This is a genomic window from Comamonas sp. C24C, assembly GCF_053345995.1.
Genome location: NZ_JBKFBC010000012.1, coordinates 32325 through 58201, shown reverse-complemented (window position 1 = coordinate 58201; position 25877 = coordinate 32325). Strand labels below are relative to the sequence as shown.

The 25877-nt window shown below is 64.4% G+C and carries 29 protein-coding genes; 14 read left to right on the top strand and 15 right to left on the bottom strand.

Going from position 1 to position 25877, the window contains the following annotated elements; all coding sequences use genetic code 11:
• Nucleotides 1-9: 9 nt before the first annotated feature.
• The 6 genes from ACLBXN_RS20050 (at nt 10) to ACLBXN_RS20025 (ending at nt 3017) form a co-directional block, all read left to right on the top strand.
• The gene (locus ACLBXN_RS20050) at nt 10-159 is read left to right on the top strand and encodes a hypothetical protein (RefSeq protein ID WP_447613311.1); all 150 of its coding nucleotides are present in this window, start codon (nt 10-12) and stop codon (nt 157-159) included.
• 63 nt (nt 160-222) lie between these two features.
• The gene (locus tag ACLBXN_RS20045) at nt 223-528 is read left to right on the top strand and encodes a CNNM domain-containing protein (RefSeq protein ID WP_447613310.1); all 306 of its coding nucleotides are present in this window, start codon (nt 223-225) and stop codon (nt 526-528) included.
• 265 nt (nt 529-793) lie between these two features.
• Complete coding sequence (locus ACLBXN_RS20040) at nt 794-1066, top strand: hypothetical protein (protein WP_447613309.1); 273 nt, start codon at nt 794-796, stop codon at nt 1064-1066.
• 4 nt (nt 1067-1070) lie between these two features.
• On the top strand, nt 1071-1286 hold the full coding sequence (locus ACLBXN_RS20035) for a transporter associated domain-containing protein (RefSeq protein WP_447613308.1): 216 nt from the start codon (nt 1071-1073) through the stop codon (nt 1284-1286).
• 130 nt (nt 1287-1416) lie between these two features.
• Nucleotides 1417-1707: an H-NS histone family protein gene (locus ACLBXN_RS20030; protein ID WP_003052529.1), complete on the top strand. Its 291-nt coding sequence runs from the start codon at nt 1417-1419 to the stop codon at nt 1705-1707.
• Nucleotides 1708-1826: 119 nt separating this feature from the next.
• Nucleotides 1827-3017 carry an FAD-dependent monooxygenase gene (locus tag ACLBXN_RS20025; RefSeq protein ID WP_447613307.1) on the top strand — a complete coding sequence of 397 codons (1191 nt, stop codon included), beginning with the start codon at nt 1827-1829 and terminating at the stop codon, nt 3015-3017.
• A 42-nt stretch (nt 3018-3059) separates the two neighbouring features.
• Here the strand turns inward: ACLBXN_RS20025 and ACLBXN_RS20020 are convergent, their stop codons facing one another.
• Complete coding sequence (locus ACLBXN_RS20020) at nt 3060-4325, bottom strand: MFS transporter (RefSeq protein WP_447613306.1); 1266 nt, start codon at nt 4323-4325, stop codon at nt 3060-3062.
• Nucleotides 4326-4435: 110 nt separating this feature from the next.
• The gene (kynA, locus tag ACLBXN_RS20015; RefSeq protein ID WP_043006945.1) at nt 4436-5311 is read right to left on the bottom strand and encodes a tryptophan 2,3-dioxygenase; all 876 of its coding nucleotides are present in this window, start codon (nt 5309-5311) and stop codon (nt 4436-4438) included.
• Nucleotides 5312-5466: 155 nt separating this feature from the next.
• Here kynA and ACLBXN_RS20010 point away from each other — a divergent pair, with 155 nt between their 5' ends.
• Both ACLBXN_RS20010 and ACLBXN_RS20005 read left to right on the top strand, forming a co-directional pair.
• The gene (locus ACLBXN_RS20010) at nt 5467-6345 is read left to right on the top strand and encodes a methylated-DNA--[protein]-cysteine S-methyltransferase (RefSeq protein ID WP_447613305.1); all 879 of its coding nucleotides are present in this window, start codon (nt 5467-5469) and stop codon (nt 6343-6345) included.
• A gap of 93 nt (nt 6346-6438) precedes the next feature.
• Nucleotides 6439-7428, top strand: coding sequence for a DNA-3-methyladenine glycosylase 2 (locus tag ACLBXN_RS20005; protein ID WP_447613304.1), 990 nt, complete (start codon nt 6439-6441; stop codon nt 7426-7428).
• Between the two features lie 28 nt (nt 7429-7456).
• Here ACLBXN_RS20005 and ACLBXN_RS20000 read toward each other — a convergent pair whose 3' ends face one another.
• Nucleotides 7457-8029, bottom strand: a complete 573-nt coding sequence (locus ACLBXN_RS20000) for a helix-turn-helix domain-containing protein (protein WP_043006940.1) — start codon at nt 8027-8029, stop codon at nt 7457-7459.
• A gap of 97 nt (nt 8030-8126) precedes the next feature.
• Between ACLBXN_RS20000 and ACLBXN_RS19995 the strand changes: the two genes are divergently transcribed.
• Entirely contained in the window at nt 8127-9536 is a 1410-nt protein-coding gene (locus ACLBXN_RS19995; RefSeq protein ID WP_407713970.1) for an SLC13 family permease, read from the top strand.
• Between the two features lie 34 nt (nt 9537-9570).
• Here ACLBXN_RS19995 and kynU read toward each other — a convergent pair whose 3' ends face one another.
• The 5 genes from kynU to ACLBXN_RS19970 all read right to left on the bottom strand — a co-directional run bounded on the left by kynU (nt 9571) and on the right by ACLBXN_RS19970 (nt 14759).
• Entirely contained in the window at nt 9571-10878 is a 1308-nt protein-coding gene (kynU, locus tag ACLBXN_RS19990; RefSeq protein ID WP_447613303.1) for a kynureninase, read from the bottom strand.
• Nucleotides 10879-11041: 163 nt separating this feature from the next.
• On the bottom strand, nt 11042-11674 hold the full coding sequence (gene kynB, locus ACLBXN_RS19985; protein WP_447613302.1) for an arylformamidase: 633 nt from the start codon (nt 11672-11674) through the stop codon (nt 11042-11044).
• A gap of 167 nt (nt 11675-11841) precedes the next feature.
• Nucleotides 11842-13221, bottom strand: a complete 1380-nt coding sequence (locus tag ACLBXN_RS19980) for an amino acid permease (protein ID WP_447613386.1) — start codon at nt 13219-13221, stop codon at nt 11842-11844.
• Nucleotides 13222-13321: 100 nt separating this feature from the next.
• Nucleotides 13322-14122, bottom strand: coding sequence for a helix-turn-helix domain-containing protein (locus tag ACLBXN_RS19975; protein WP_447613301.1), 801 nt, complete (start codon nt 14120-14122; stop codon nt 13322-13324).
• A 10-nt stretch (nt 14123-14132) separates the two neighbouring features.
• A complete protein-coding gene (locus ACLBXN_RS19970) occupies nt 14133-14759 on the bottom strand; it encodes a LysE family translocator (RefSeq protein ID WP_447613300.1) in 627 nt (208 codons plus the stop codon).
• Between the two features lie 237 nt (nt 14760-14996).
• Here ACLBXN_RS19970 and ACLBXN_RS19965 point away from each other — a divergent pair, with 237 nt between their 5' ends.
• On the top strand, nt 14997-15728 hold the full coding sequence (locus ACLBXN_RS19965; protein WP_447613385.1) for a Stp1/IreP family PP2C-type Ser/Thr phosphatase: 732 nt from the start codon (nt 14997-14999) through the stop codon (nt 15726-15728).
• A 28-nt stretch (nt 15729-15756) separates the two neighbouring features.
• Here ACLBXN_RS19965 and ACLBXN_RS19960 read toward each other — a convergent pair whose 3' ends face one another.
• On the bottom strand, nt 15757-16077 hold the full coding sequence (locus ACLBXN_RS19960) for a YkgJ family cysteine cluster protein (RefSeq protein ID WP_003052565.1): 321 nt from the start codon (nt 16075-16077) through the stop codon (nt 15757-15759).
• Between the two features lie 259 nt (nt 16078-16336).
• Here ACLBXN_RS19960 and ACLBXN_RS19955 point away from each other — a divergent pair, with 259 nt between their 5' ends.
• From ACLBXN_RS19955 to ACLBXN_RS19945, 3 genes are read left to right on the top strand one after another with little or no spacing between them, the layout of a single operon-like run.
• The gene (locus tag ACLBXN_RS19955) at nt 16337-16669 is read left to right on the top strand and encodes a FeoA family protein (RefSeq protein WP_019042650.1); all 333 of its coding nucleotides are present in this window, start codon (nt 16337-16339) and stop codon (nt 16667-16669) included.
• On the top strand, nt 16666-18600 hold the full coding sequence (gene feoB / locus ACLBXN_RS19950) for a ferrous iron transport protein B (RefSeq protein WP_211459497.1): 1935 nt from the start codon (nt 16666-16668) through the stop codon (nt 18598-18600). Before ACLBXN_RS19955 ends, feoB begins: the two co-directional genes overlap by 4 nt.
• 13 nt (nt 18601-18613) lie before the next feature.
• Nucleotides 18614-18808: a hypothetical protein gene (locus ACLBXN_RS19945; RefSeq protein ID WP_447613299.1), complete on the top strand. Its 195-nt coding sequence runs from the start codon at nt 18614-18616 to the stop codon at nt 18806-18808.
• A gap of 139 nt (nt 18809-18947) precedes the next feature.
• Here ACLBXN_RS19945 and ACLBXN_RS19940 read toward each other — a convergent pair whose 3' ends face one another.
• The 4 genes from ACLBXN_RS19940 to ACLBXN_RS19925 form a co-directional block, all read right to left on the bottom strand.
• Nucleotides 18948-19313, bottom strand: coding sequence for a YkgJ family cysteine cluster protein (locus ACLBXN_RS19940; RefSeq protein ID WP_034353569.1), 366 nt, complete (start codon nt 19311-19313; stop codon nt 18948-18950).
• 121 nt (nt 19314-19434) lie between these two features.
• Nucleotides 19435-19698 carry a hypothetical protein gene (locus ACLBXN_RS19935; RefSeq protein ID WP_447613298.1) on the bottom strand — a complete coding sequence of 88 codons (264 nt, stop codon included), beginning with the start codon at nt 19696-19698 and terminating at the stop codon, nt 19435-19437.
• Between the two features lie 38 nt (nt 19699-19736).
• Nucleotides 19737-20660 (bottom strand): ornithine carbamoyltransferase, encoded by a 924-nt coding sequence (gene argF / locus ACLBXN_RS19930; protein ID WP_043374444.1) that lies wholly within the window; start codon nt 20658-20660, stop codon nt 19737-19739.
• Between the two features lie 17 nt (nt 20661-20677).
• Complete coding sequence (locus ACLBXN_RS19925) at nt 20678-21874, bottom strand: acetylornithine/succinylornithine family transaminase (protein ID WP_447613297.1); 1197 nt, start codon at nt 21872-21874, stop codon at nt 20678-20680.
• 236 nt (nt 21875-22110) lie between these two features.
• Here ACLBXN_RS19925 and ACLBXN_RS19920 point away from each other — a divergent pair, with 236 nt between their 5' ends.
• A complete protein-coding gene (locus ACLBXN_RS19920; RefSeq protein ID WP_003052588.1) occupies nt 22111-22437 on the top strand; it encodes a DUF3579 domain-containing protein in 327 nt (108 codons plus the stop codon).
• An 83-nt stretch (nt 22438-22520) separates the two neighbouring features.
• On the opposite strand, the gene ACLBXN_RS19915 is transcribed toward ACLBXN_RS19920, so the two are convergent.
• Nucleotides 22521-23897 (bottom strand): MATE family efflux transporter, encoded by a 1377-nt coding sequence (locus ACLBXN_RS19915; RefSeq protein ID WP_447613296.1) that lies wholly within the window; start codon nt 23895-23897, stop codon nt 22521-22523.
• Nucleotides 23898-24008: 111 nt separating this feature from the next.
• The gene (gene mqo / locus ACLBXN_RS19910) at nt 24009-25703 is read right to left on the bottom strand and encodes a malate dehydrogenase (quinone) (protein WP_407713960.1); all 1695 of its coding nucleotides are present in this window, start codon (nt 25701-25703) and stop codon (nt 24009-24011) included.
• Nucleotides 25704-25877: the final 174 nt, after the last annotated feature.

Genomic DNA, 25877 nt, shown 5'->3' with positions numbered 1-25877 from the left:
GGACGAGTCATGGATTTTCTGCTGATTACATTGCTGGCGCTGCTCAACGGGGTGTTTGCAATGTCGGAATCGGCATTGGCCTCCAGTCGCAAGGCCAGATTGCTGGCTTTGGCGCAGGCGGGGCAAGGGCGCGCAGGATGCGCTGGAACTGCTCGATAACCTCACGCAATTTCTGTCGTCCGTGCAAGTGGGGATTACTTTCATCGGGCTGCGCAACGGCATTTGGGCGAGGCTGCCTTCAGCGAAGGGCTGGCAGTTTGGCTGGTATCGCCGGGAATATCGGAAAGGGTTTCCGCCATTTCGGCAACGTCTATCGTCGTAACTGCTATTACATTTATAACGATTATCTTAGGCGAACTGGTTCCAACGCGTATAGGGCAGCTCCATCCCAAGCCGGTTTCGGTATTGGCGCAGCGACTTATGGCCCGGGTTGCCCATGTTGCAAAGCCCTTTGTGCGTTTGTTGGCATTTTCTACGCCTGTCATCTTGACCCTGCTCAGTATTAATGAATCTGCAGCACGACAGTGATCGAGCAGGAAATCGGGGCCAGTTTGGAAGAGGGCACCAAGCGGGTTTGATTGAGACGCATGAGCACCAGATGGTGCGCGATGTTTTGCATTTAGACGATAGATCTCTCACATCTTTAATAGTCCATCACGTCGATGTGCATTGACTGGGAGGCGGAATGACGATATCCGAGGCTTGCTGGCCTGCACCGAAGGCAGGGCGATGGGTGGGCAGGCCTGGTTCCGGTATGCCGCGGTTCGCTGGATGAGGTGCTGGGCATCTCAGCATGCCCAGGATGCTGGCGCTGGGCGAGAGATCAAGCGACCTGTTGAGAGAGCATGCGCTGGCTTCTGCATTCTTGCCTGAAACCCTGACCGGGATGAAGCTGCTCGATCAGCTGCGCGCTCAAACAGGATGCGTGGTGTTTGTTGTCGATGAATATGGCGTGGTTCAGGGCATCATGACGCCACCTGATTTGCTGGAGGCGATTACCGCAGAGCTTCGCTCCGTAGAGGACGCCAAGGCCTGGGCAACCCGAAGAGAGGACGGGCCTGGCTGATCTGATGCCTGTCGCCGAATTGAGGGCCAGGCTGGCGATTCGGGTATTGCCCGATGAAGACAAAGCCATCTATAACGCGCTGGCCGGTTTATGCCTCGCCGAAAGCGGTCATTTGCCCGTTCTGGCCGAGAAGGTCTGGTCTAGCGGCTGGATATTGGTAGTCGTTGATATGGATGGCAAGCGCATTGACAGGATATTGGCGCTTACCCAGAGAGAATAGCTATTTATTAACACATGGTTGCATTTTATAAAATATTGTGAATTGTGGTTTTTGCTTACTCGGAAAAAGATGAATTTGAAATTACCGCATTTATAATGAATCCACTTTAATCAACCGAGAAGCGCAAATCATGAGCACTTACAAGGAACTCCTGAAGCAGAGAGAAGAGCTGGAGCAGCAAATCAACGAAGCCCGTTCGCGTGAACTGGCCGAAGCCGTGAGCAAGGTTCGCGGCCTGATTGCTGAGTACGGCTTGACTGCTGAAGATGTTTTCCCTCCCGCTCGCGCGCGCTCTTCCGCCAATGCTGGCGCCAAGGTGGCCCCCAAGTATCGTGATCCTGCAACGGGTCAGACCTGGACCGGCCGCGGCAAGCCACCAAAGTGGATTGCAGACCAGGACCGTGAAAAGTTCGCTATTTGATCTGCTTGCGCACGTTGAAAGAGCCCGCCTTGGCGGGCTTTTTTCATGGGGCAAAGTTTGCGGCAGCGCAAATCGGAGTTCTCGTCGATGCAGCTGACTAGGCGGCACAATAAGAGTCCATGAACAAGCAGGTGTTGATTGCAGGTGGCGGTATCGGTGGTCTGGCCGCAGCCATAGGTGCGGTACGTGCCGACTGGGGGGTACGTTTGTTCGAGCGTGCCGCGCAGTTCTCGGAAGTCGGTGCCGGCATTCAGCTCGGGCCCAATGTGGTGCGCCGTCTTCAGGCCTGGGGGCTGCAGAGATCCTTACAGCAGGTCGTGGCGTCCCCCCAGGCCTTGCGTGCCTGCAGTGCCGTGACAGGACAGGAGTTGGGCCGTTTGCCGCTGGGCGTGGATATGGTGCAGCGCTACGGGGCCAGCTATCTCACCATTCATCGCGCCGACCTGCACGGGATCCTGCTGGAGACCCTGCAGGGTCTGGCCGAGGTTCACCTCAACCTCAACCAGGCCGTCAGCAGCTACAGCGAGCAGGACGGCGTGGTCACCATCCGCACCAGCTCCGGCAAGCTCATCGAGGGCGATGCCCTGATCGGAGCCGACGGCGTGCGCAGTGCCATGCGGGCCCAGATGCTGGGCGACGGACCTCCGCGAGTGACAGGACATCTGGCCTATCGTGCCATGGTGCACCAGGCCAATCTGCCCAAGCGCTTGCGCACCAGCGAGGTCACGGCATGGCTGGGGCCGCAGCTGCACGCGATTCGGTACCCCGTGCGCCGGGGCGAGCTGCAGAATCTGGTGATCATCGTCCAGGGTCCGGCGCCTGAGGATCTCGACCACTGGGACCATTCCGCCAATCTGCCCGACCTGCTGCAGCATCTTCAGGGAACATGCGGCTATCTGCAGGATCTGGTGCAGCATGTCCCCGGCGGGGGCGGCGAATGGCGCTTGTGGCCGGTGGCCGACCGTCAGCCGCTGTCGTCACAGGCACAGATGGCGCAGGGTCTGGTGGCCTTGCTCGGCGACGCCGCCCATCCCATGCGTCCCTATCTGGCCCAGGGCGCCGGCATGGCCATCGAGGATGCGGCCGAGCTGCAAAGCGCTCTGTCCATGCATGATCTGGATGTCAGCCTGCGGCTGCGGCGCTATGCGCTCAATCGCTGGCAGCGCAATGCCAGGGTGCAGGAGCGCTCGCTGCGCAATGGACGCATCTTCCATGCGACGGGGCCGCTGCGCTGGGGACGCGATCTGTCGCTGCGCGCTCTGGGAGGGCGCATCATGGATGTGCCCTGGCTCTACGAGAACGCGCTCTAGCGCGGGCGCAGCTTCCAGCGCTGCGCCAGCAGTGGCAGTGCTCTAGTGATCGGCCTTGAGCAGCATTGGCGAGGGCTTGATGACCCGGTAGGCCAGCACGCCACCACCAAGCATGGCGGCAATCATCAGCATCACGGCCTGGTAGATGTCGGCATTCTGGCGCTCTGCAACTCCCGCAACCAGGCCCGACAGCCACTGCATGAGTGCCGCTCCGAGAAACATGGCCATGGTGAAGATGGACAGGGCGCGTCCCGTCGTGGCCGGCGGATAGGAGGAGCGCACATCGGCATAGATCAGCGTGCCGTAGCCCGACAGCACACTCATGACCAGCAGCAGAACCACGCTGCCCACGGACTGATGGACCAGGGCCAGGGCCACAAAAATGCCAGCCATGAGCAGCGCAAAGCGTGCGATGCGCTGGCGGCGTCTGGCAGGTCCCGGATCGAGTCGGCCGAACATGGAGGGCACGAACAGCGAAATGACGGAGCAGGCCAGAGCCACGTTGCCGGTGGTGACCAAGGAGAACTGGTAGCGGTCCATCAGCATGGGGCTGAGCCAGAGGCCGCGCACGGTGAGAAACGAGGCATAGCTGACCATGCCCAGCAGCACGATGCCCCAGGTATGAGGCAGCAGCAGCAGGCTGCCGAAACCCTGCAGTGCCTGCATGAAACCGGGCTTGGGCAGGGCGTCGCCGGGTAGCTCGGGCTCGTGCACCTTGAAGAAGATCAGCAGCCAGGACAGCACACTCAGCACCGCCAACAGAGCAAAGCCGGCACGCCAGCCCAGATGCTGCACCAGCCAGGCCATGGGCGTGCCGGTGAACAGCAGGCCCAGTCCGCCCAGACCCAGGCCTATGCCCGAGAGGTAGGCAAATTTATCGGCCGGAAAATGGCGTGCGATGAACATGGTGCTGGCCAGAAAGGCGGGCGAGCAGCCCACGCCGATCAGCAACTGGCCCAGCATCAGCCAGGAATAGCTGGGTGCCAGTGCGGACAGCGCGGCGCCCGCAATCGATAGCGGAAAGGCCAGCAGCACGGTACGGCGCAGGCCGTAGATATCCATGCCTATGCCCATGAGCAGCTGGGCCACGCCGAAGGACAGCGCAAACAGCCCGGCAAACGAGCCCAGGGACTGCGCGGAGAGGCCAAAGTCCGTGCGCAGACCGTCGGCGATGATGGAGGTGACCGTGCGAAAGGCCTGGCTCAGTGCAAAGCCCGTGAGCAGGCAGACCAGCATGGCCCAGGCGGAGGAGTTGGGCTTCGGGCTGGAGTTCGGCGCAGCCTCGGCGGCGCTGTGATCGGAAGGCATGGGCAGTTAGTTGTGATGTTAGGTTTTGCACGGAGCCTAAATAATTCAGGCTGCCCGCGCTGTCACGAAAGAGCAGCACGGGCAGCCTGAGTGGCGATGGCCGGACCCGCTTACAGCTCGGTGCGCAGGCTCCAGATCTCGGGAAACAGTACCACGTCCAGCATCTTCTTGAGGTAGCTCACGCCGCCGGTGCCGCCCGTGCCGCGCTTGAAGCCGATGACGCGCTCCACCGTGGTCAGGTGGCGGAAGCGCCAGAGACGGAAGGCGTCTTCGATATCGGCCAGCTTTTCGCCCAGCTGGTACAGATCCCAGTGCTTGTGCGGATCGCGGTAGACGGTGATCCAGGCCTGCTTGACGCCCTCGCTGGCTTCATAGGGCTGGGTCCAGTCGCGCTGCAGGCGGTCGGCAGGCACGGCGATACCTTCTCGCGCCAGCAGTTGCAGGGCCACGTCGTACAGCGATGGCGATTCGTAGGCAGCCTGTACCTGGGCCAGCAGGTCCGAGCGATGCGCGTGGGGCTGGAGCATGGCCGCGTTCTTGTTGCCCAGCGCGAACTCGATGCAGCGGTACTGGTAGCTCTGGAAGCCGCTGGAGTTGGCCAGATAGGGGCGCATGGCCGAGTATTCGGGCGGCGTCATGGTGGACAGCACGGTCCAGGCGCTGACCAGCTGCTCCATGATGCGCGAGACGCGCGCCAGCATCTTGAAGGCATCGGGCTTGGTCGCGCCCGAGGCATTGGCAATGGCGGCGGTGGCCGCGCGCACCTCGTGCAGCATCAGCTTCATCCACAGCTCGCTGGTCTGGTGCTGCACGATGAACAGCATCTCGTCATGGGCCGGCGACAGCGGGTGCTGGGCCGTGAGAATCTGGTCCAGATGCAGATAGTCGCCATAGCTCATGTCGCGGCTGAAGTCGAGCTGGGCTTTCTCGTCGCGGACGATGGCTGCGCCGCCATGCAGAGGGCAGCCGGAGGATTCGTTCGTCATGGTGAAATCATGTTTGTTGGATCGGTGCGCGCAGCGTAACCGAATCCGGGCCCGCAAAGCCTGCAAGAACGTGGATGCAAGCTGCCAAAGCTTTGCGTAAAGTCAGGCCAGTCACAGACCCGTGACGGAAAACGCACTCAGCCGAGATTTAAGCCATGTCCAGTCCTCTGCCCTCTACAGCCGCCGCCAACCCGCCAATCGATGAGCGCATGGTCCTGTGCTGCCGTTGGCTGGAGAGCGAAGAGCCCATGCCCTCGCTGGATGAGCTGGCCCAGCGGCTGGGGTTCAGCCCCTGGCAGCTGCACAGAAACTTCAAGCGTGCCACCGGGCTCACGCCCAAGGCCTATGCCAAGGCCCATCGCGGCAGGCATGTGCGTGCCGCGCTGGCGCAGGAGGCCAGCGAGTCGGTCACCGACGCGGCCTATCTGAGCGGCTACGAAGCCAGCAGCAGCTTCTACAAGGATGCGCCGGCCATGCTGGGCATGGCGCCGCAGTCCTATCGCAGGCGCGGCCAGGACCAGCGTATCCGCTTTGCCCTGGCCGAATGCTCGCTGGGCAGCCTGCTGGTGGCCAGCACCGACAAGGGCGTGTGCTGCGTGCTGCTGGGCGATGACCCGCATGCGCTGGTCGACGATCTGCAGCGGCGTTTTGCGGCGGCGCAGCTGATCGGGGCCGATGCCCGGTATGAACAGACCGTAGCCCAGGTGGTGGCGTTGATGGAGCAGCCCCGGCTGGGGCTGGCCCTGCCGCTGGATATTCAGGGCACGGCGTTTCAGCAGCGCGTCTGGCAGGCGCTGCAAAGCATTCCCGCCGGGCAGACCGTCAGCTACAGCGAGCTGGCCCGGCATCTGGGCCAGCCAAGCGCCACGCGGGCCGTGGCCAGCGCGGTGGCGGCCAATCCGATTGCCGTGGCCGTGCCCTGTCATCGTGTGCTGCGCAACGACGGCAGCATCTCGGGCTATCGCTGGGGCGTGGAGCGCAAGCGTGCGCTGCTGCTGCGCGAGGCCCAGCAGGCCCAGCTCAAGCTCTCTTAAAGAGAGCTGCTATCGCATGCTATTCAACGTTTTCAGATGGATATTTATCTGAAATCGTTGATTGATGAGCGATAGCAGCTATGAATTTAATGAATGAAGCACAGGCGCGCTCCGGTGCAGCCCGCTGTGATAGAAAACCGCATGCTGCTTGAAGTCTCCATTGCCCTGCCCGCGCGTTACCGCTTTGACGAATTCGTGCATTTCCATGATCGCGACGAGCAGCAACTGGCCGAGCGGGTCGATGCCGGCGCGCGCAGCCTGCGCAAGGCCATCATGTGGAAGCACAGCCCCGCCTTGCTGCAGCTGCAATGGCAGACCGGACAGGTACAGGCCAGCTTGCATGCGCCGCAGGCAGAGCCGGCCGAGGCAGACCGGGCCGCGCTGCAGGCCATGGTGAAACGCATGCTGGGGCTGATCTACGCGCCCGGCCAGCTGGAGCAGGCGCATGGCGACCACCCCGAGCTGGGCGCGCTGCTGTCGCGCCAGGCCGGCCTGCATGTGCCCGGCTCGCCCACGCCCTTCGAGGCGCTGACCTGGGCCATCACCGGCCAGCAGATCACGGTGGCCGTGGCCGTTTCGCTGCGGCGCAAGCTGATCGCGCTGGCGGGCGAGCCGCTGGCGCAAGACGGGGACATGCCGGCGCTGCATGCCTATCCCGATGCACAGCGCGTGGCAGCCTTGGAGCTGGACGCGCTGCGCGGCGCGGGCTTTTCCCAGGCCAAGGCCCAGACCCTGCTGGCCGTGGCCCAGGCCGTTGCCGAGGGGCAGCTGCCGCTGGACGACTGGGCCGCCCGCAGCGCCGCTGGCCAGTGGCAGGAGCAGGATGTGGCCGCCGCCTCGGCGCAATTGCTGGCGGTCAAGGGCATCGGGCCGTGGACGGTGAACTACACCTTGCTGCGCGGCTTTGGCTGGCCCGACGGTAGTCTGCACGGCGATGTGGCGGTGCGCCGGGCCATCGGTCTGCTTACCGGCAGGGACAAGCCCGATGCGCGCGCCGCCAGCGACTGGCTGGAACAGTTCAAGCCCTGGCGCGCGCTGGTGGCTGCGCACCTGTGGGCCTCGCTGGCCGACAGCGCCTATTGAGAGGCGACCGGCGACGGGCGGCAGCGCTTCAGAGCGGCGACAGCACCAGCAGCAACAGGCGTGCGGGTTGGCCCGAGGCGTTGGCCAGCCGGTGCTCGCTGTCCACCACCAGCGTGGCCGTGTCGCCCGCGTGCAGCAGCACCTGCTCCTGGGCGGTGAAGACTTCGATGCTGCCTTCCAGCACATGAAAGACCTCGCGCGTGCCTGCGCGATGGGCCGCGAAATGGCTGGAGACCGCATGCGGCGGAAAGCGGTAATGCACGAGGTTCACACCCGCGCTGGGGCTGGCCAGGGCCAGGCGCTCCACGCCGCTGGCCTCGTCGACAAAGCGCAGATTCTCGCCGGCGCGCGTGATCTGCGCGCTGGGTGCGCTTTGCACCAGCTCGCCAAGCTCGCAGCCCAGACCTTGTGCAATCGCCATGGCATTGCGCAGGCTGGTGGCCAGCAGGCCGCGTTCCACGCGCGACAGCGCGCCCGGTGAGACGCCGCTGGCCTGGGCCAGCTGATCCAGTGTGATGCCCAGCTGGGCGCGGCGCGCGCGGACGGCTGCGCCGAAAAGCGCATCCTGCTCCGATGCCTGCGATGCGGTGGTGGAGTTCAAGTCCGGCTCCTTTTCATGGCGTCTGTTCTTGTGTTGAAAATTTTCCTATGAGAAAATAATTTTGCGTATACGAAATTATTTTTCGAGGATGAATGCAATGTACATGTTTATCAGCGCCTTGCCCGTGGCCACCGTCATCGCCGTGTTGCTGGCGGGCTGGCGCTCGCTGCATGCCGCAGCGCTGGGCGTGGCGGTGGCGCTGCTGGTGATTGCCGCAGCCTTCGCGCAGCCCGCTTCAACATGGCTGGCCGCGGGCATGCACTGGGCGCCGGTGCTGCTGGAAGTGCTGCTGATCGTGGGGGGCGGGCTGCTGCTGTCCGAGGTGCTGCGCGCGTCGGGAGCGCAGAAGGCCCTGGCCGACTGGCTGCTGGCCAGGGCCGGCAGCGGCACGGGCGCCGTGCTGCTGGTGGTGCATGGCATCACGCCGTTTGCCGAGTCGGTCACCGGCTTTGGCGTGGGCGTGACCATCGGTATACCGCTACTCGCGCACTTCGGCTTGCCGCCGCGCAAGGTGGTGCTCATCGGTCTGCTGGGCCTTTGCGCCGTGCCCTGGGGCTCCATGGGGCCGGGGACGCTGGTGGCGGCCACCATGGCGGGTCTGCCGTTCAAGGAGCTGGGTCAGGCTTCGGCCCTGGTCAGCGTGATTCCGTTTGTCATCACCGGCATGGCGGCGGCGGCTCTGGCGAGTGTGCCGGGTCGTCGCTGGCCGGCTCTGCTGCAGGGCCTGCTGTCGGGTCTGTTGCTGACGGCGGCCGTGGCTCTGATGAATACCCTTGCCGGCACGGCACCCGCAGGGGCACTCGGGGCGTTGCTGGTGGTGGGCTGGCATCTGCTGCGCCTGCGCGTGTCGCAAGCGGACGCGGACAAGCCGTCCCTGAGCGCACCGGGACGGCGAGCGCTGGCGGCCTATGCGCTGCTGCTGGGCGGCGTGCTGGCGGCGGCAGCGCTGCTGCGCACCCTGAATCTGCCCGCTGCCTGGCATGGGCTGGCTTCGCCGGGACTGTGGCTGCTGGTGGCTGCGGTTTTTTTCACGCGAGGTCGGCCGGCGCGCCCATCGCTGGCAAAGGTCTGGCGCTCCTGGCTGCAGGTGGCACCGGTCACGGCGCTGTTCATTGTGCTGGGCGTGCTGATGGCGGTTTCGGGCATGGCCGCGCAACTGGCGCAGGCGCTGGCCGGCAGCGGGCCGCTGTATCTGCTGGCCGCACCGTTTGTGGGAGCGCTGGGTGGCTTCGTGACCGGATCCAACACCGGGGCCAATGCCATGTTCGCGGCCACGCAGGCCGAGATCGCCCGTGCGCTGGGCACGCCGCTGCTGCCATTCATGGCGGTGCACAACGTCAGTGCCTCGCTGCTGCTCATGGCTTCGCCCGGCAAGGTGGAGATGGCCGTGCAACTGCTGGCGCAGGGTGCTGACCAGCGGCGCTGGGTGCAGCAAAGCGTGCTGATGCTGGCCCTGGCCGCCGTGGCGCTGATGGGCGTACTCAATTGGAGCTGGGCACGGGCCTGATCGGAGCTCGCCCGGCCCGCCCCCGCAGCCTGCCTCAGGTCACGGCGTGCACGGTATTGAACTCGGGTCGTTGCCATTCGCCCGATTCCAGCACCTGGCGCAGGTGCTCGACGGCATTCCAGACATCGGCAAAGCCCACATACAGCGGCGTGAAGCCGAAGCGCAGAATGTCCTTGTGCCTGCCCGTGCCGCCGTCGCCCTTGCGGAAGTCGCCGATCACCCCACGTGCGATCAGCGCCTGGACAATGGCGTAGGCACCGCTGTTCTGGCCGTCAAGGCCCAGGCCTTCTTCCCGGGTCAGGCAGACCTGGGAGCCGCGTGCCGCATGCTCGCGCGGTGTCGCCAGACCCAGGCCGTGGCCCTGGCAGCGCTCTTCCACGAGCTGGATGAACAGATCGGTCAGCGCCAGCGATTTCTTGCGCAGCGCGGCCATGCCGCCGAAAGCCTCTGCCTCGGTGTAGATGTCGACGCCGCATTGCAGCACGCTCATGCTGATCATGGGCTGGGTGCCGCAGAGATAGCGTTGGATGCCCTTGGCGGGGTGGTAGTCGGGAACGAACTTGAAGGGCTCGGCATGGCCGAACCAGCCCGACAGCGGCTGCCAGAAGCGGTTGATCAGGCGCGGATGCGCCCAGACAAAGGCCGGTGCACCGGGGCCGCCGTTAAGGTATTTGTAGCTGCAGCCCACGGCGAAGTCGGCATCGGCGCCCTTGAGGTCCACGGGCACGGCACCTGCGCTATGGCACAGATCCCAGACGCAGAGAATGCCTTTGGCATGGGCGGCGGCCGTGACGGCTGCCATATCGTGCATGGCACCCGTGCGGTAGTTGACATGGGTGAGCATGGAGATCGCCACGTCGGTCTGCAGCGCGCCGGCGATTTCCTCGGGCTCGAGCAGTACCAGCTCCAGGCCGTATTCCTGGCAGACGGACTGGGCAATATAGAGGTCGGTCGGGAAGTTGCTGCGCTCGCTGATCAGCTTCTTGCGGCCGGGCGCATCTTCGCGGGCGATGCGCGCGGCAGCGCTCAGCACCTTGTAGAGATTGATGGAGGTGGTGTCGGTGAACACCAGCTCGCCCTGGCCCACGCCCAGCCAGGGTGCGAACTGGTTGCCCAGGCGCTCGGGCAGCGTGATCCAGCCGGCCTTGTTCCAGGAGGTGATGAGGTCCTGGCCCCATTCCTGCGTCACCACTTCGGCCGCGCGCGCGGCGGCGGCCTTGGGCTGGGCGCCCAGGGAATTGCCGTCCAGGTAGATCACGCCCTGGGGCAGGGCAAAGCGTTCGCGCAGCGCGCGCAGCGGGTCCTGGGCGTCCAGAGCCTGGCAGTCCTGCAAAGTGGTCATTGTCTTCCTTCTCTCATTTTGATAGCTTCTGACGCTGATTGTGTCTGCGCTGAAGCGGGTTTTGATTCAAATCTGGCGGGACCGGGAACCGCTTATTGTGTCCGAGACCGGGGCGGCCCAGCCGCCTCGCAGCGCGGACATCGGTTTCTTTGCGCCCAGCGCTTCAGAGCAGGCTGCGCAACACGGCACGCACCGGCGAGGCATCGGCTTCGGTGAGCTTGAGCGGCAGTGCGATCAGCTCATAGTCACCCTCGCTCACCTCGTCGAGCACCAGGTTTTCGAGCACGCGCAGGCCGCGCTGGCGGATCACCATATGGCTGTCCAGGCTCTTGCTGCTGGCGGGGTCGATGCTGGCAGTGTCTATGCCGATCAGCTTGACGCCCAGGTCGGCCAGCTTTTGCACGGTCTCGGGGGCATAGGCGGCGAGGTCGGCATCCCAGCCGGTGGGCGCTTTCTCGTAGGTGCGCACCAGCACCCGCGCGGGCAGGCTGGCATCGATGGCGTGCGCGATGTGGCGCCATTCGATCAGCGGCCCGCAGCCTATGGCGTGGATCACGCGGCAGGGGCCCAGAAAGGCATCCAGATCGACGGCACCGATGGCCGCGCCCTGCGCATCGTAGTGCAGCGGCGCATCGGCATGCGCGCCCACATGGGGCGAGAGATGAATGGCGCTGACATTGACCGGGCAGCCCGGGCCAATGCTGGCCACCCATTCCTGGCTATAGGGCGTGTCGCCCGGAAACACCGGTGCGGCAGGATGGATGGCAGGAGAAATATCCCAGATCTGGCGTGTCATGGTGCAACTAGCAATATGTGTATTTCAGCGGGAGCGCGACAGGTAGCGCAGCCTATGTCAAAGACACCGAGCAAGGGCCGCCCCGCAGCGATGGTGTCGTCCCCCTCCCGTAGCGCACAGCGCGCAGAGAGAGGGGGGAAGCGGTGGGGCCGCCAAGGCAAAGCCGCTCAGGGGGTGACCTTCTTCTTTCTATACCAAAGAGCATAGACCAGCACCAGCACGATCAGAAACGGCACGCCCACCAGCACGGTGGTGTGGAACTCCTTGGTAAACAGCGTGGTGACGATTACGCCCGCCATCAGCAGCGCCCCGATCAGCGTCAGCACGGGAAAGCCCCACATGCGGAACTCCAGCTTCTGGCCAGGATGCTCGCGCTGCCAGCGCGGGCGGAAGAAAAGATGGGTCACGAACACCATGAACCAGGCAAACATGGCACCGAACATGGCGATCGACATCATCAGCTCCAGCGACTGCTCGGGCTTGAGCACGTTGAGCACCATGGCCACGGCCATGCCCAGGCAGGAGACGGCAATCGCGCCCAGCGGTACGCCGCTTTTGCTGAGCTTGCTCAGTCCCTTGGGGGCATAGCCGCCGCGCGAGAGGCTGAACATCATGCGCGAGGTGACGTAGAGCTGGCTGTTCATGGCCGACAGCGAGGCCAGCAGCACCACGAAGTTGAGGGCCGCGGCGGCGCCGGGAATCTGCAAAATCTCCATCACCTTGACGAACGGGCTCTTGTCCGTGCCCGCATGGCTCCAGGGCACGATGGCCAGCATCAGTGCCAGCGACAGCAGATAGAACAGCACCAGGCGCAGCACCGTGGTGCGGAATGCGCGGGTCACGGCCTGCTTGGGGTTCTGGGCTTCGCCGGCAGCAATGGCAATGGACTCCAGGCTCAGATAGCTGAAGATGGCCACGATCACGCCCACCCAGGTGCCCCACCAGCCGTTGGGGAAGAAGCCGCCGTCGACAAAGTAGTTGTCGAAACCCACGCCCTCAGGCCGGGTGCCGAAGACCACATAGGCACCGATCAGGATAAAGGCCACGATGGCAATCACCTTGACCATGGAGAACCAGTATTCGACCTGGCCGAAGGCCTTGACGCTGGTGGCGTTGACGGCGGCCAGCAGGATCGAGAACAGCGCCACCCAGATCCATGGGTCCACGGCCGGGAACCAGTAGGCCATGTACTTGCCGACGGCCGTGACCTCCATGCCCACGGCCAGCACCACGGCCCCCCAGTAGGCATAGCGCACCACAAAGCCGGCCAGCGGACTGATGTAGTGCTCGGCATAGGCGCCGAAGGAGCCCGAGGTGGGGTGGGCCACGGTCATCTCGGCCAGGCATCCCATGAGCAGCAGGCCGATGAAGGCGCCGATGGCGTAGCTGATGAGCACGCTGGGGCCGGCAAAGCCGATGGCAAAGGCGCTGCCCATGAAGAGGCCGGTACCGATGGCGCCACCGATGGCGATCATGGTCATCTGGGCGGAGTTCAGGTGCTGCTGCAAGCCTGTCTCGCGTTGCTGAATACTGTCAAAGTTGGCCATTGCTGACTTGCGCATGCGAAAAATCGAAGCGGCAAGTATCCCGCGAATGACCGGCTGCAGCGGCGTGGCGGCGAATGTCCTTGGCGCAGGCCCAGCCGGCTCAGCGCGGCATCCCGGCGTAGTTGCCGGGCGTCAGCGCATGATGGGCCTTGAAGGCGCGCTGCATATGGGCCTGGTCGGCAAAGCCCATCTGTTGCGCGACCGAGGCCAGGGGCTCGCCCTGGGCCAGCAGATGGCGCACGCCATTGAGCCGCAGGTTGAGGCGGTAGGCCCCGGGCGTGACGCCGGTGACGGCCCTGAAGCGGCGGATGAAACGGCTCGGGCTCATGCCGCAGCGCAGGGCCAGGGCCTGGACGCTGGTCTCGTCTTCGGGGCTGCGGTGCATGTGCTGGAGCGCGGGCAGCACGGCATCGGCGGGCCGGGGCTCTGGGGCAGCGGAGTCGGCGGCGCGGCCCAGCAGCTGCAGGAAATCCACCAGCGATTGCCCGTGCTGCTGCAGGTCCGAGTCCGTGGCGCTGCCGGCAAGCGGCTGGCAGAGACTGTCAGCCCAGCGCGATATGGCAGGATCGTGCAGCGCGCGCCGGGCAAAGCGCAGGGCGCCGACACCGAGCCGCTCATGCACCCAGTCGGCCTGCACGAACAGCATGCGGTAGGACCAGGGCTGCAATGTCTCGGGGTTGCAGGCATGCCAGTGGCCGGGCTCGATCAGCACCACGCTGCCCGCGCTCAGAGTTTCGGGGCCATCATCGTGAAGAAACAGGGTCTCGCCTTCATCCACAATGCCTATGGAGTACTGCGCATGTGCATGCAGCCGGTAGCTGTAGCAGGACTGGCGGCTGACGCGCAGCTCGGCCCAGGGCAGGGCCGGGTGGCGGTGGAAGCGGTGGCTGGGGGCTGGCATGACAGCGTCATCATGCCAGCATGCTGACCACGCTTGCCACCAGCACCATGGCCAGGGTCTGGTTCAGTCGCTGCTGGCGCAATGGGGTGCTCAGCCACCGGGTCAGTGCGTGGCCCAGCGCGGCCCAGCAGCCGACGCCGAGCAGGCAGGCCAGCAAGGAGACGGCGCAAAACAGCAGCAATGCGGTTGGTAGCGAGACCTGCTGCGCAGCCAGCGGAGCCACGAACATGCCGATGCCCGAAAGCGCCACCAGCCAGGCCTTGGGGTTGAGGCTTTGAATCGCAATGCCCTGTACAAATGCTCCGCCCGGGCCGACCGGCAGCGATGCGGGGGCGCTCTCCCTGGCCCCCTGTCCATGGTCCTCGGGGGCCTTGGCCAGCTGCCAGGCAAGCCAGAGCAGGTAGGCGGCACAGACGCGCGGCGCCCAGCGCAGCAGCTCTGGCTGCTTGAGCAGCCATTGCCCGCTCTGGCCCATCAGCCAGACGATGACGGCATAGCTGACGCTGGCGCCAAGCACGTAGCAGAAGGCGGCCACAGCGCGGCCGTTGCCATGGCGCAGGGCCAGCACGTTCACCGGGCCCGGCGTGATGGCGCCGGCCAGTGCAAATCCGGCCATGGCCAGAACAGAAGAAAGCATGGGCAAACCCGAAACAAGAGGCCGCCAGTCTGAGCCTTGGGTCCACCCGGGTATTGAACAAAATTGCGCCTTGGCTTGGTTAACAAGTGCAAAACGGCTCTTTTCGACCGACACGGGAAGGGGACTTGCGTTACGCTTGAATGCTTTTCGCGAATCCGCCCTCCAGCTTCCCCCGTCTCCATCTTCATGTCATCCGCAGCAGCTTCTAGCCCATCCCGAGTCTGGCCGGCCGTACGCATGGTGGGGCGTGCCGATATGGGGCGCCAGCGCAGCAATAACGAAGACTCGGTGGGGCTGGAGCCGCAGGCCAGGCCCTGGCCGGTTGCCGTGCTGGCCGACGGCATGGGCGGCTATAACGCGGGCGAGGTGGCCAGCGTGATGGCCGTGGAGCTGATCACGACCAGCGTGCAGCACGGCCCGGCTGCCGATGAATCCATGCTGGCTGCGCAGTGCGAGCTGATGGATGCCCTGCACATGGCCAATACGGCCATCTATGCGGCCGCGCAGTCCACACCCGGTTGCAGCGGCATGGGCACCACGGTAGTGGCCGCCCTGGTGCTGGCGAGCGAGGTGCTGATCGCCCATCTGGGCGACTCCAGGGCCTATGCCTGGCGTGCCGGCCGGCTGCAGCGCCTGACGCGGGATCATTCTTTGGTGCAGCAGGACATCGATGCCGGCCTGATCAGCGAGGCCGATGCCAGGACCTCGCGCTACGGCCATCTGGTGACCAGGGCCCTGGGTGTGATGCCCCAGGTGGAGCCGGAGCTCAGTCACTGGCTGCTGCAGCAGGGGGATCGCATTTTGCTGTGCTCGGATGGCCTGACGGATATGCTCAGCGACGCCAGCCTTGAATCCCTGTTCGATGAAAACCTGCCGCTGGCGCGATTGCAGGAGGCCTTGATCGAAGCGGCCAATGCCGCAGGCGGCAAGGACAATATCGGCGTGGTGCTGATCGAGCAGGACGCCTGATGGACGGATCTGGCCAGGACTCTTCGTCTTAGATCAGACCGCTTTCCAGCACAGGCAGCTGGTGGCGCTGACGCACGCGGTTGCAGGCATCCGAGCCCGCGGCGAACTCGCGGCAAGGCGAGGGGCGCCATTCATAGATACCGCAATAGGCCTTCTCTCCCACCTTGCCCACCAGGGCGGCGCAGCGCGGCCTCGCCCAGTCCGTGCCGCGCATGCGGCAGGTGTAGTCGGTGACCTCCTCGACCAGCCCGGCGGGGACGCTGCCGCCATGCTCCTGGGACTCGTGCACGGAGAAGTCGACACGAAAGGATGCGCAGCAGGCGCCGCAGCTAAGGCAGGGATGAGTCATGGGGGGAGGCGGAATTTTTCCGGTGGGGCGGTGATTTTCGCAGCTGTGCAAATCCTTGGGTTGTGCCGGGCTGCCGATTTGTCAACCGCGTTGCGCAATACCCGCCCAATAATCCATGCTGCTGGTGTCAATTCGCCACCGTTGTGCACCAATCGCCTACAGTAAATGGAAAATGAGAATCAAAATCAATTAATAATGCGCTATGAGTTCTTTGCAGTCCCCCTCGGCGAGGTCTGAGGCAGTGTCAGTTACTTCGTCCATGAATGCTTTTTCTGTTCAAGCGTCTGAATCCGGCGTGCCATCTTCCAGCGCTGCAGCCACGGCCGCCGCAACCGGGCCCGTCATGGGCCTGGATCAGCTGGTGGTGAATCAGCCAGCCCGGGTGGTGGATCTGGCTTCCTCCGAAGGCGAGGATGAAAGCCTGTTGCTCAGACTCATGGAAATCGGTTTTCTGCCTGGCGAGTCCGTGCGCGTCGTCGCCACCGGCTTTCCCGGCCCCGACCCGCTGGCCGTGCGCATAGGTCAGGCGACGTTTGCCCTACGCCGCCACGAGGCGGCCCAGGTGCTGGTGCAGCTGGAGGCCGCAGCATGAACGCGCGCGAATCCCAGATCACCATGATGAGCCCTCAGGCTGCGGAGCAGGCACCCCTGCGCGCAGCGCTGCTGGGCAACCCGAATTGCGGCAAGACGGCGCTGTTCAATCTGCTGACCGGCGCCCGCCAGAAGGTGGCGAACTACGCAGGCGTGACCGTGGAGCGCAAGGAAGGCTGGCTGAGCACGCCCGGCAAGCGCCGCGTGCGCGTGCTGGACCTGCCCGGCACCTACAGCCTGGATGCGCATAGCGAGGACGAGCGCATCACGCGCGACATCGTCAAGGGTCAGCACCCGCGCGAAGCGCCGCCCGAGCTGCTGGTCTGCGTGACCGATGCCACCCATCTGCGCCTGAACCTGCGTCTGGTACTGGAAGCACGCGCCCTGGGCCTGCCCATGGTGGTGGTGCTCAATATGAGCGATATGGCGCGTCGCCAGGGCCTGGTCATCGACAAGGCCAAGCTCAGCGAGCTTCTGGGCGTGCCCGTGGTGGAGAGCGTGGGCGTGCATCTGTCCGGCGCCAAGGATTTGCTGGCCTGGCTGGACAGCGATCAGGCCAGGCAGCTCAAGGCTCCGACGCTCGAAGGCCAGTTCAAGCCCGTGACGGGCAGCAACTCGCGCGCCCAGCTACTGGCCCTGCACCAGCAGGTGGCCGAGATCATGCGCCAGACCGTGCAGGAGCCCGCAGCTCCCACGCAGCGTGACGATCGCATCGACTCCGTGGTGCTGCACCCGCTGTGGGGCACGCTGCTGCTGGTGGTGACGCTGTTCCTGATGTTCCAGGCCGTGTTCAGCTGGGCCGAGCCCCTGATGGACGGCATTGAAGGCCTGGTCAGCGCCTTCGGCCAATGGGTACATGGCGTGATGCCCGATGGTGTGCTGCGCAGTCTGCTGGTCGACGGCGTGATCGCCGGCACCGGCTCGGTGGTGGTCTTTCTGCCGCAGATCCTGATTCTGTTCTTCTTCATCCTGGTGCTGGAAGACTCGGGCTATCTGCCGCGCGCCGCCTTTTTGCTGGACCGCATCATGGGCAGCGTGGGCCTGTCCGGACGCTCCTTCATTCCGCTGCTGTCCAGCTTTGCCTGCGCCGTGCCCGGCATCATGGCCACGCGTTCGATCTCCAGCTGGCGCGACCGTCTGCTGACCATCATGATCGCGCCGCTGATGACCTGCTCGGCACGGCTGCCCGTGTACACGCTGCTGATCGGTGCCTTCATTCCCGAGCAGACCGTGGCCGGCTTCTTCAATCTGCAGGGCCTGGTGCTGTTTGCCCTCTATGTGGGCGGCATCGTCAGTGCCATGGCCGTGGCCTGGGTGGGCAAGCTGGCCGCCAAGGTCAAGACCCGCACGCCGCTGCTGATGGAGCTGCCTTCCTACCGCATCCCCAGCCTGCGCAGTCTGGTGCTGGGCCTGTACGAGCGGGCCATGATCTTCCTGCGCCGCGTCGGCGGCATCATTCTGACCGTCAGCATCGTGCTGTGGTTCCTCTCCAGCTACCCCGGCGCCCCCGAGGGAGTTACCGAAGGTGCGATTCGCTACAGCTTCGCGGGCCAGATCGGCCGTGCGCTGGAAGTGGTGCTGGCGCCCATCGGCTTCAACTGGCAGATCGCCATTGCGCTGGTGCCCGGCATGGCCGCGCGCGAGGTGGCGGTGGGTGCGCTCGGCACGGTGTATGCACTGTCGGCCGTGGGCGATGACGCCATGGCACAGCAGCTGAGCCCGCTGATCGCCAGCAGCTGGTCGATCGCGACTGCGCTGTCGCTGCTGGTCTGGTTTGTGTTTGCGCCCCAGTGCATCTCCACACTGGCCATGGTCAAGCGCGAAACCAATGGCTGGCGTTATCCGCTGCTGATGGCCGGTTATCTGTTTGGTCTGGCTTATCTGGCCAGCTTCGTGACCTATCGCGTCGCCGTGGCCCTGGGCTGGGGTTGAGAAAGGATTGTCTATGTGGCAGGAACTGATAGTGGGCGCCATCGTCCTGGTGGCCGCCGTATCGCTGGCCTGGCGTTTCATGCCGGCCGGTCTGCGCCGCAGGCTGACGCGGGCTCATCCTTCGCTGGCTCCGGTAGCCAAGAGCGGTAGCTGCGGCGGTTGCAGTGCCTGTGGCGGCGATAGCTGCTCGGATACGCGCAAGGCTTGAGGCGGATACCGACCTTACATAAAAATATAGCTGCCTGCGCTTGTCATCTCTGAATTTCAGATGCTTTTGTATCTGAAATGCTTAAGTGGCAAGCGCAGGCAGCTTTTTATTTGATAGCGCCTGTTGGTTTGTCGAAAGCTCAGGCGGCTTCCAGCCAGGGCTGGACTTCCTCGTCGCTGAGTGCCGACAGGCCGAACTTCTCGCGCGTGTCGTGGCAGCCGTAGGAGGCAAACGGAAAGTCGCGGCAGGGGCGCGAGCGCTGTTCGTAGATGCCGCAGCCTATGCAGCCTGCGCCGACCTCGGGCAGCTCGCGCAGCGCCACGCAGCGCACCGGGTGACGTTCCGTGCCGTTCATGCGCGCGCGGTTGCCCTTGCCAGGCACTTCATGGGCCAGCTCATCGGGGACGGTGCCGCCCATGGACTGCAGCTCGTAAATGGAAAACTCCACGCGGTAGTTCTGGCAGCAGGCGCCACAGTTCAGGCAGGGGTGGACGGATTCGGACATCGTGTTTCTTCAAGGATTCAGGCATCGGGGTCACGCCGTCCTCCTCGGGCAAGGACGGCTGTTGGAGGTCGAGGGAAGAAGCCGGCGCGCAGGGCTGCCTGCGGCTTCCGGTGCCGGGCCACTAGGTATGGCCTTGAAGAAACTTCAGATAGAAGGTGTGGATGCGCACATAAAGCGCCCGCACGCGCGCGGCAAAGGATTTGCGCGGGCCGAAGACAGGTGGCACGCGCGTGTGGCGTGCCATATGGGGCTGGCGCAGCGCCAGCAGGCCGCCGCGCTGGCCGTAGCGCACATCGCCCTGGGTGGGGCGCAGCGGAAACAGAAACACCGCCAGCTGGCGCAGGGCCCGCTGGCGGTGTGGGGATGTGATGTGGCTCAGGTGCATGGAGGTGAAGGTATGCAGATGAGCCCGGACGTGCCGAATCAGCCTGGCTGGCGGCCCAGCAGCAGGTACTCCATGAGCGCCTTTTGCACATGCATGCGATTTTCGGCCTCGTCCCAGACCACGGATTGCGGTCCGTCGATGACTTCGGCCTCCACTTCCTCGCCGCGGTGGGCAGGCAGGCAGTGCATGAACAGGGCATCGGCCTTGGCCGAGGCCATCATCTCGGCATCCACGCACCAGTCGGCAAAAGCCTTCTTGCGCGCTTCGTTCTCGGCCTCGTAGCCCATGCTGGTCCAGACATCGGTGGTGACCAGGTCAGCACCCTTGCAGGCTTCGAGAGGATCCTTGAACACCTTGTAGCAGCCGGGGTTGACGGGCTTGCCGTTGAAGGCCAGCTGTTCGTCCACTTCGTAGCCGCCGGGCGTGCTGACATGGACCGTGAAGCCCAGCAGATCGGCGGCCTGCAGCCAGGTGTTGGCCATGTTGTTGCCGTCGCCCACCCAGGCCACCACCTTGCCCTTGATCGAGCCGCGGTGCTCGATGAAGGTGAAGATGTCGGCCAGGATCTGGCAGGGGTGGAACTCGTTGGTCAGGCCGTTGATGACGGGCACGCGCGAGTACTCGGCAAAGCGCGCTATCTTGTCCTGACCGAAGGTGCGGATCATGACCAGATCGGTCATGCGGCTGATGACGCGTGCGCTGTCCTCGATGGGCTCGGAGCGGCCCAGCTGGCTGTCGCCCGTGGTCAGATGGACCACGGAGCCGCCGAGCTGGTACATGCCGGCTTCGAAGCTCACGCGCGTGCGCGTGCTGGCCTTCTCGAAGATCATGGCCATGGTGCGGTCGGTCAGCGTGTGGTGCTTTTCGTAGCCCTTGAATTTCTTCTTGATCAGGGCTGCGCGTTCCAGCAGGTAGTCGTATTCGTCGGCGGTGAAGTCGCTAAATTGCAGGTAATGCTTCATGCAGTATTCCTTGAGGATCAGGCGGCCAGGATGGCTTGAACCAGGGGCTTAAGCCTGGCGACGATTTCATCGGCTTCGGCTTTGCTCAGGATCAGCGGCGGCACGAGGCGAATTACCGTGTCGGCGGTCACGCTCAGCAGCAGGCCGGCTTCTGCGGCCTGGCCAATCAGCTCGCCACAGGGCTTGGTCAGCTCCACGCCGATCATCAGGCCTTGGCCGCGCACTTCGACAAAGCCTTCGAGGCTGCCCAGTTCAGCTTGCAGTTTAGCCTTCAGATATTCGCCCACTTCCGTGGTATGAGCCAGCAGGCCATCTTCTTCCATGATGCGGATGGTTTCCACGCCGGCGCGCATGGACAGCGGGTTGCCACCAAAAGTGGAGCCATGGTTGCCGGCCTTGAGCACTTCGGCGGCGGCCTTGTGCGCCACCACGGCCCCCACGGGCACGCCCGAGCCCAGGCCCTTGGCCAGGGTCATCACATCGGGGGTGATGCCGGCCCACTGGTGGGCAAACCACTTGCCGGTGCGGCCCATGCCGGCCTGCACCTCGTCCATCATCAGCAGCCAGCCCTTGGCATCGCACAGCTCGCGCACCTTCTTGAGGTAGTCGGCGCGCATGGGGTGCAGACCGCCTTCGCCCTGAATGGGCTCCATCATGATGGCGACGATGTTGGGGTTGCCTTCGGTCGCGTCGATCAGGGCTTCGTAGTCATTGGGGGGCACGCGCGTGAAGCCTGCGAGCAGATCGCCAAAGCCGTTACGTACCTTGGGGTTGGCCGTGGCGCTCATGGTGGCGATGGAGCGGCCATGGAAAGCATGGTCGTAGACCACGATCTCTGGCTTGGCGATGCCCTTGTCCACGCCGTACTTGCGGGCGATCTTGATGGCCGCCTCGTTGGCTTCCAGGCCGGTGTTGCAGAAGAACACATTGGTCATGCCCGAGCGCTCGGTCAGCAGCTTGGCCAGGGTCTCCTGGCCGGGCACATGGTAGTAGTTGGAGGTGTGGATCAGCTTGGCGAGCTGATCCTGCAGCGCGGGCACCAGCTTGGGGTGGTTGTGCCCCAGGGTGTTGACGGCGATGCCACCCAGCGCGTCCAGGTATTCCTTGCCGTTCACGTCCCAAACGCGGCAGCCCTGGCCGCGCTCCAGCGCGATGGGTACGCGGCCGTAAGTGGGCATAACGTGGGGCGAAGCTGCCTCGATGAAAGCGGTCATTGCAAGAATCTCCTGAGAAGGAAGGTCAACGGTGCACGGCGGCACCTGAAAAATGAGAGCTTTGATTCTAGAGTGCCCGGATAACCCCAACATTGCGGATTGCGCATCGCTGCCATGCAATCAACCTACGCCATTGTGGGGTTGACAGCATGGCTCTTATACAAGAGTTAGAATGCTCGTTTAGGCATGTTGGCGGGGATCCCGCCTGGTTGCCGGATCTTTTTGGCGAATATTTGATGGTTACCCCTTCCAGCAAAGAACTGTTCATCATGGGTATGACCCATGCCGGAAAAACCTTTCGACCCAGCGACTGGGCCGAGCGCTTGGCCGGTGTCATGAGTCAGTTTCGCCCTGGTGGTGCCTGCGCCGGAAGCCATCTGAGCTACTCTCCTTGGTGCGTGCCCACGGTGATGAACGGCACCAAATGCGTGGTCATCAACCGGGATCTGCGCGACTACGAACCCATGGCCTGGGACTTCTGCCTGAATTTCGCCAAGGACAACGATCTGCAAGTGGCCGAGGCCTGCCTGCTGCCTGACAAGCTGCCAGCCGGCAAGAAGTGATTTTTCAGGTGCCAAGGGGCGCCACGCAAACGACAAAGGCTTCCACGGGAAGCTTTTTTTGTATCTGTGTGCTGCGGGCGGGGCTAGTTCTGCGCTGTCGTGTCGTCCAGCAGCCGTGACCGGCGCCATGGGCCCCAGCGGTAGTAGGCGATGGACAGCAGCATGGATGCCAGCGCGCTGAGAGGGAAGCTCCACCACAGCGCATCCTGCCCCCACAGAGGCTGTAACCCCCAGGCCAGAGGCAGGCGAAGGCCCCACAGCGCCAGGGCCAGGATGACCAGAGGAGCCAGCACTGCCCCCGTGGAACGCACCACGCCGGCCAGCACGCTGCTCACGCCGAGCAGCACGAACGAGCCCAGCACGATGCGGTTGAGGTGGCGCGCGGGCTCAAGGGCCGTGCTGCCCTCGGGCAGAAACAGGGCCAGCACGGAGCGGTCGCAGGCCAGCACCAGGGCCACGCAGGCGCCGGTCAGCAGCAGGTGGCAGGCCACGCCGGCACGCGCCGTGCGCGCCACACGCGGCCAGTGGCCGGCGCCCACGTTCTGGGCGGCGATGGTGGTGCAGGCCGAGGCCACCGCAATGGCCGGCATCTGCACATAAGCCCATAGCTGCAGGGCCGCGCCGTAGGCGGCCGAAACCTGGGGGCCATGGGTGTTGATCAGGGCCAGCATCAGCACCAGTGAGAGCGAGACCACCAGCATCTGCAGGCCCATGGGCAGGCCCTTGATGACCAGGCAGCGCAGCAGCTCAGGCACAGGCCGCCAATGACGGCGCTGGCGCCAGCCTATCCATAGTGGCAGGCGTTGCCAGCGCAGCCAGGCCAGCAGGCCCGCAAGACCCAGGCTGTTGGCCACCAGGGTGGCCAGTGCCGAGCCCGCCATGCCAAGGCCTGGCAGGGGGCCGGCGCCGAAGATGAACAAGGGGTTGAGAAGGGCATCGCCCAGGGCCACGCCCAGCAGGGCCACGAAAGGCGTGCGACTGTCGCCCGTGCCGCGCAGCACGGCGGCCACGAAGATCAGCAGCAGCATGGGCGGCAGCGCGAGAAAGAGCACTCTCAGATAGTCCACGGCCAGCGCGGCGGTGGCTGGCGCGGCCCCCATGGCGCCCAGCATGGGAGCGGCCAGCGGCCAGCCCAGGGCGGCCATCAGCAGGGACATGCCCAGAAACAGGCTGGCACTGGTGCCCGTGATGCGGCGGGCCAGGGCCCAGCGGCCCGCGCCCACGGCCTGAGCCACCAGCAGATTGGCGGCCTGGCTGATACCGAAGACCAGAGCGATCAGTGCGAACAGTAGATTGTTGGCATGCACGGCCGCAGACAGTGCGCTCTCGCCCAGATGGCGTCCGATCCAGAAGGCATTGACCGAGGTATTGAGCGACTGCAGCACATAGCCGCCCCACAGAGGCAGGGAAAAACGCAGCAGGGCGCGGCCTATCGGTGCGTGAGTCAGTGGCTGGTGCATGGGGTGAAGGAAGCTGCAGAGCACCAAGCGGAGGGACTCTGCAAGAAAAAACCCCGCGCGGCACAGGCCGGCGGGGCGGGCACCGGCGGGCCGGTGCGGGGAGAGCCAGGCTTAGAGCGCCTGCATTTCCTTGTTCAGCTGGGTGGGGTTCTGAGGAGCTGCGGCAGGCGCGGGAGCCGCTTCGGCCTTCTTGCCCAGATCGGCAGGAACATCCACATAGGGCAGCTTCAGGGCCGAGCTGGTCATGCGGCGGATCTCGTTGGTATAGGCGGCATCCTCATTGATCTTGCGGCCGTAGGAGGGCACGATCTGCTGGATGTGGCTCTTCCACTCGGCGCTGGCCATCTGCTCGGGGAAGGACTTCTTGAGCAGGTTCAGCATGATGTGGGGAGCGGTCGAGGCACCGGGCGAGGCGCCCAGCAGGGCGGCAATGCTGCCGTCTTCGGAGCCCACGATTTCGGTGCCGAACTGCAGCACAGCACCCTTTTCGGGATCGCGCTTGATGATCTGCACACGCTGGCCGGCGGTGACCAGCTTCCAGTCCTCGCGCTTGGCTTCGGGGAAGTACTGGGCCAGTACGGCCTGACGGTCTGCGTCGGTCAGCTCGGCCTGCTGCATCAGGTACTGGACCAGGTCCAGGTTGTGGATGCCCACGCGCAGCATGCCCATCAGATTGTCATGGGTGACCGAGGAGAACAGGTCCCACCAGGAGCCGTTCTTGAGGAACTTGGTGGTGGCCAGTGCAAAGGGGCCGAACAGCACCACGGGCTTGCCGTCGAGCTGGCGGGCGTCCAGATGGGGCACGGACATGGGAGGCGAGCCGGTGGAGGCAATGCCGTAGGCCTTGACGTCGTGGCGCTTGGCCAGCTCGGGGTTCTCGATGGCCAGGAACTGGCCGCCCACGGGGAAGCCGGCGTAGTTCTTGGATTCGGGGATGCCCGAGGCCTGCAGCAGCTTGAGTGCGGCACCGCCGGCACCGACGAAGACGAACTTGGCCTTGACAGTCTTTTCCTGGCCGCCCTTGGCCAGATCGGCCACGGTCACGTTCCAGGTCTTGTCGGCGTTCTGGCGCAGGGCCGTGACTTCGCTTTGCAGGTGCAGCTGGAAGTTGGGGCCCTTCTGGAGCGAGGCCATCAACTGCTCGGTCCAGACGCCATGGTTCACGTCGGTGCCCAGAGGCATGTAGGTGGCGGCGATCTTCTGGGCCGGATCACGGCCTTCGATCATCAGCGGGGCCCACTTCTTGATCTGTGCCTGGTCTTCGGAGTACTCCATGCCGTAGAACAGAGGGTTCTGGACCAGGGCCTGCTGGCGCTTCTTGAGGAAGGCGATGTTGTCATCACCCCAGACGAAGCTCATATGAGGCGTGGCGTTCACGAAAGTCTCGGGCGACTGCAGGTGGCCGCGGCCGACCTGGTGGGCCCAGAACTGGCGTGTGACCTCGAACTGCTCGGCAATGCCCACGGCACGCTTGGTTTCCACGCTGCCATCGGGCAACTGGGGCGTGTAGTTGAGTTCGGCAAAGCCCGAGTGGCCGGTGCCGGCGTTGTTCCAGCCGTTGGAGCTTTCCAGGGCCACGCCGTCCAGGCGCTCGAAGACCTCGATCTTCCAGTCGGGCTGCAGCTCCTGCAGGTAGGTGGCCAGCGTCGTGCTCATCACACCGGCGCCCACCATCACCACATCAACGGGCTGCTCGTTCTCGGCCTTGGGGACGGAGCGAGGAAATATTGGCCAAAATAAAAACAATAGCGCGGCCAGGACCAGGGCCGCGACGGCTCCCAGTCCTGCTTTGATCGACTTTTTCATGACTTTTTCTAGACTTGAGTATCAAAAAAGCCTGCGGGCAGGCAGCAGGCTTTTTGCGAAGATACGGGGCAAGTCCTATAAAAGACATGAGACTCCCCGACCTGGGGATTGTCCTAGGGAAGTCAAAATCTGACGCTAATCAATTCGTATTAGGGCGCTTTGTGCTAAAGGAGA

Coding starts and splice junctions, on each gene's coding strand:
- ACLBXN_RS20050 (WP_447613311.1), top strand. CDS start 10: ATGGATTTTCTGCTGATTACATTGCTGGCGCTGCTCAACGGGGTGTTT.
- ACLBXN_RS20040 (WP_447613309.1), top strand. CDS start 794: ATGCCCAGGATGCTGGCGCTGGGCGAGAGATCAAGCGACCTGTTGAGA.
- ACLBXN_RS20035 (WP_447613308.1), top strand. CDS start 1,071: ATGCCTGTCGCCGAATTGAGGGCCAGGCTGGCGATTCGGGTATTGCCC.
- ACLBXN_RS20030 (WP_003052529.1), top strand. CDS start 1,417: ATGAGCACTTACAAGGAACTCCTGAAGCAGAGAGAAGAGCTGGAGCAG.
- ACLBXN_RS20025 (WP_447613307.1), top strand. CDS start 1,827: ATGAACAAGCAGGTGTTGATTGCAGGTGGCGGTATCGGTGGTCTGGCC.
- ACLBXN_RS20020 (WP_447613306.1), bottom strand. CDS start 4,325: ATGCCTTCCGATCACAGCGCCGCCGAGGCTGCGCCGAACTCCAGCCCG.
- kynA (WP_043006945.1), bottom strand. CDS start 5,311: ATGACGAACGAATCCTCCGGCTGCCCTCTGCATGGCGGCGCAGCCATC.
- ACLBXN_RS20010 (WP_447613305.1), top strand. CDS start 5,467: ATGTCCAGTCCTCTGCCCTCTACAGCCGCCGCCAACCCGCCAATCGAT.
- ACLBXN_RS20005 (WP_447613304.1), top strand. CDS start 6,439: ATGAAGCACAGGCGCGCTCCGGTGCAGCCCGCTGTGATAGAAAACCGC.
- ACLBXN_RS19995 (WP_407713970.1), top strand. CDS start 8,127: ATGTACATGTTTATCAGCGCCTTGCCCGTGGCCACCGTCATCGCCGTG.
- kynU (WP_447613303.1), bottom strand. CDS start 10,878: ATGACCACTTTGCAGGACTGCCAGGCTCTGGACGCCCAGGACCCGCTG.
- kynB (WP_447613302.1), bottom strand. CDS start 11,674: ATGACACGCCAGATCTGGGATATTTCTCCTGCCATCCATCCTGCCGCA.
- ACLBXN_RS19980 (WP_447613386.1), bottom strand. CDS start 13,221: ATGGCCAACTTTGACAGTATTCAGCAACGCGAGACAGGCTTGCAGCAG.
- ACLBXN_RS19975 (WP_447613301.1), bottom strand. CDS start 14,122: ATGCCAGCCCCCAGCCACCGCTTCCACCGCCACCCGGCCCTGCCCTGG.
- ACLBXN_RS19970 (WP_447613300.1), bottom strand. CDS start 14,759: ATGCTTTCTTCTGTTCTGGCCATGGCCGGATTTGCACTGGCCGGCGCC.
- ACLBXN_RS19965 (WP_447613385.1), top strand. CDS start 14,997: ATGGTGGGGCGTGCCGATATGGGGCGCCAGCGCAGCAATAACGAAGAC.
- ACLBXN_RS19960 (WP_003052565.1), bottom strand. CDS start 16,077: ATGACTCATCCCTGCCTTAGCTGCGGCGCCTGCTGCGCATCCTTTCGT.
- ACLBXN_RS19955 (WP_019042650.1), top strand. CDS start 16,337: ATGAATGCTTTTTCTGTTCAAGCGTCTGAATCCGGCGTGCCATCTTCC.
- feoB (WP_211459497.1), top strand. CDS start 16,666: ATGAACGCGCGCGAATCCCAGATCACCATGATGAGCCCTCAGGCTGCG.
- ACLBXN_RS19945 (WP_447613299.1), top strand. CDS start 18,614: ATGTGGCAGGAACTGATAGTGGGCGCCATCGTCCTGGTGGCCGCCGTA.
- ACLBXN_RS19940 (WP_034353569.1), bottom strand. CDS start 19,313: ATGTCCGAATCCGTCCACCCCTGCCTGAACTGTGGCGCCTGCTGCCAG.
- ACLBXN_RS19935 (WP_447613298.1), bottom strand. CDS start 19,698: ATGCACCTGAGCCACATCACATCCCCACACCGCCAGCGGGCCCTGCGC.
- argF (WP_043374444.1), bottom strand. CDS start 20,660: ATGAAGCATTACCTGCAATTTAGCGACTTCACCGCCGACGAATACGAC.
- ACLBXN_RS19925 (WP_447613297.1), bottom strand. CDS start 21,874: ATGACCGCTTTCATCGAGGCAGCTTCGCCCCACGTTATGCCCACTTAC.
- ACLBXN_RS19920 (WP_003052588.1), top strand. CDS start 22,111: ATGGTTACCCCTTCCAGCAAAGAACTGTTCATCATGGGTATGACCCAT.
- ACLBXN_RS19915 (WP_447613296.1), bottom strand. CDS start 23,897: ATGCACCAGCCACTGACTCACGCACCGATAGGCCGCGCCCTGCTGCGT.
- mqo (WP_407713960.1), bottom strand. CDS start 25,703: ATGAAAAAGTCGATCAAAGCAGGACTGGGAGCCGTCGCGGCCCTGGTC.